At 45.1% G+C, this 2,794-nt stretch carries 2 protein-coding genes and 1 pseudogene; all 3 read left to right on the top strand.

Annotated features, from left to right (window positions below):
* Positions 1-320 precede the first annotated feature (320 nt).
* Positions 321-540, top strand: a pseudogene (locus F6K53_RS36615) (transposase); the annotation flags it as partial.
* 167 nt (positions 541-707) lie between these two features.
* The gene (locus F6K53_RS36610; RefSeq protein ID WP_293069180.1) at positions 708-1,151 is read left to right on the top strand and encodes a transposase; all 444 of its coding nucleotides are present in this window, start codon (positions 708-710) and stop codon (positions 1,149-1,151) included.
* A 426-nt stretch (positions 1,152-1,577) separates the two neighbouring features.
* The coding region (locus F6K53_RS36605) for a hypothetical protein (protein ID WP_293084409.1) at positions 1,578-2,794 on the top strand (1,217 nt) is incomplete at its 3' end.

Below are 2,794 nucleotides of genomic sequence, written 5' to 3'. Positions count from 1 at the left end.
CAGTCCAAACTTGTCGTTTTCAGGGACGTTCGGTGATGGATTTCTTTGAGCAAGCTCTCATGGCTGTTGCTGGTCACTTGCCCGAAGCTCCTTCCCAAATCCCTTCTCCCCACACCTGAATCCTTACACCTAGAGAGCATTACGATAATCTTGGTTGTTGGCATTCCCTTATAGGATGTCTGAAAAGTAAAAATAAATGCGATCGCAAACACAAATGCGCGTACGCGCATCGGCGCGGCTGCAAGCAGATCGCAAAAAGAAAAACTCTCGTCACGATCAGCTGTCCATAGCAATAAAAGACAGATAACGAGAGTAAAATAATGAATCAATCATATCGTACCGATAAAACCTATGAACAATGGCAATTACTCGAAACACTTATACCACCAGCTTGCGCCGGGAGGTCGTCCATTAAGCGTAGAGATGCGCTCAGTAGTCAATGCCATCTTTTATGTCTTGGTAGCAGGATGTGCATAGGTCTTGTTACCTCACGATTTTCCCAAAGGTCAGACAGTCTATCATTACTTTCGGCAATGGCGTATCAGTGGTGATTGGGCTTAAAGTTACCGTAAGGATAGTGGAGCCTTTATGGTTGGCAGGCTATGCAGAAAAAGTTTAAAACTTATTGAATAAGGCTCCACTAACAATCAGGTTTCGTCTCTAGGAGAGAATTCACGAACAGTTACGAAAATGGGTACGGGTAATCGTTGACCATCAACAAGCGTCCGAGTGCAGCGATTCTTGATAGCCAATCAGTAGAAACCGCAACCATGATTCATTTGGAAGTGGGCTATGATGCTGCCAAACAGGTTAAAGGTCGTAAGCGTCATCTGGTGGTGGTATCCCATGGTTTGTTAATGGTTGTAGCCGTCAGTGCAGCTTCTTTACCAGAACGAGAGGGAGCCAAATTATTGTTCGACCAACTCCATGGACTTAGAGACAGATTTCACCGATTAATCAAAATTTGGGTTGATGGCGGTTATCGAGGTGAAGGTTTTATGAGGTGGGTGATGGATGTCTATGGCTGGATAAAAGAAACTGTGATGCGCTCAGATACCGTGAAAGGAAATGAAGTTTTACCAAGACGTTGGGTCGTGGAACGGACTTTCGGTTGGTTTAATTGGTGTCGTCGTCGAGCGCAAAGATTATGAAGTCTTACCAGCGACTTCTGAAACTATGATTCGAGTTGCCTAGATTTCTGATCATGCTTAGACGTTTGGCGTAGCCAATTACTTTTCAGACATCCTCTTAGATGATTAGATTTCTCCCAAGGGTTTACTCGTAACAGATGGGCTGCAACTTTGAGAACTATTCCCATCCTATCTGCATTGCTAAAAACATTGTAAAGAAATTTGGTATCTTCCCTGCAACCATTCAGATACATGATACTTTTTTAGATACTCTCTGAAAAAGCAGCAAAAAAAAATTTATCATTTGACACTGCTTTTAACTGATTCTCTTGCATTGCGAGCCTAGTGAAATCAACACCCAAGCTCTTTGGCAAGACTACAAAGTTTTAGGTTTTTTTAACCTTTCTGATCATTGATCATCAATTATATATATTCAGGATATCCGATATGAGTACAACACCAGATCAAACCGCAGATGCACGGAACCGCGTCATTGAATCCGCCAAGCGATTGGGAGTTCAACTCAATGAACAAGAATTGGAACGATGGATGAATTCCATTACCCAAACCACAGAGGGCAGCGATATTGTCGTCGATGAAAAGACAGGGGTTTTCGGTCACAAAGTCAGCATGTTGGATTTTGACCCGAAAGACCTGGAGCGTTTTCGCACTATCGGTAAAATTGTGGAATTTGACGATGTTCCTGGTCTGGTAGAAACTGCTTTGGCCCTCTCTGGTTCAGCCGCTCAATCCAAGGTTCAAACTCACCCTGGAGACTGTGACTACTTCGAGCGGGTGAATATTATTGCCCCCACCAAGGCTGAAGCTTGCCAGATTCTAGCTCGAATTATGCGTGAGAAAGCAATCAACAGCCTGTCGGGTGACAATTTTGAATTCATTGAACTGAAATTTGGTAGCTATCCCCAAGACGTTATCTGCAACGAACGCCCCTGTAGCAAAGGCTCACCGATCGCGTGGTCTTCTGACGAAGTTGTGGCTGGAAAGATAGAAGCGAGGGACTCTGAAGGAAATCCTGTCATCATCACCTGGGATTCTGTAGCCGACGATCCCGGTTGGTGTAAGCTGGACTGGGTAATTTCTGATCCAGTGCGCGGTCAATTGGCCAACGCTAGCAACATGTTGGATGTGACCTGGGAAGCTCCCGATGGTACAATCACTCCCTTAGACGGCTATCTAGACGCTTATTTTCAAGAGGTTTACCTGGATGCCGAATCTGCTCCCATCTTTAACAAACTGGTGAAGCAGGTTTCCAGCGATGTCATGGATGATTACGTGACGGCGTTGCAAGACCAAGTTAAAAAATATGTTAAGGAAGATCATCTCAACTATGGCAAAGCTGCCAAACGTTTGTATAATATATTCCGGCTGAATGGGCAGTATGAGGAAGCTGCCTTCCTGCGGGAACTTTTTGACGAACCGGCGGCATTACTTTATCAAGTCCACGCCCTGGTAAAAACGGTTCAAGAAGCCACGGAAAAAAGCACCGTCTTTGATATCGACAGCATTCTTGATCAGACTGATGAACTGATTATGTCAGTGATCAAGGTCTTGGAAGGGGAAGAGGAATTGGAGATCGTGCGCCATCTGCTGCGTCTATCCCGCTGCATCAGCCGTCAGGAGGAGGGGGTTCCCCTTGGTCCCCA

The organism is Moorena sp. SIO4A1, assembly GCF_010672065.1.
In the GTDB taxonomy this organism is placed as follows: Bacteria; Cyanobacteriota; Cyanobacteriia; order Cyanobacteriales; family Coleofasciculaceae; genus Moorena.
The sequence above is the reverse complement of the archived record's forward strand: the minus strand, read 5'-3'. Positions and strand labels throughout refer to the sequence as shown.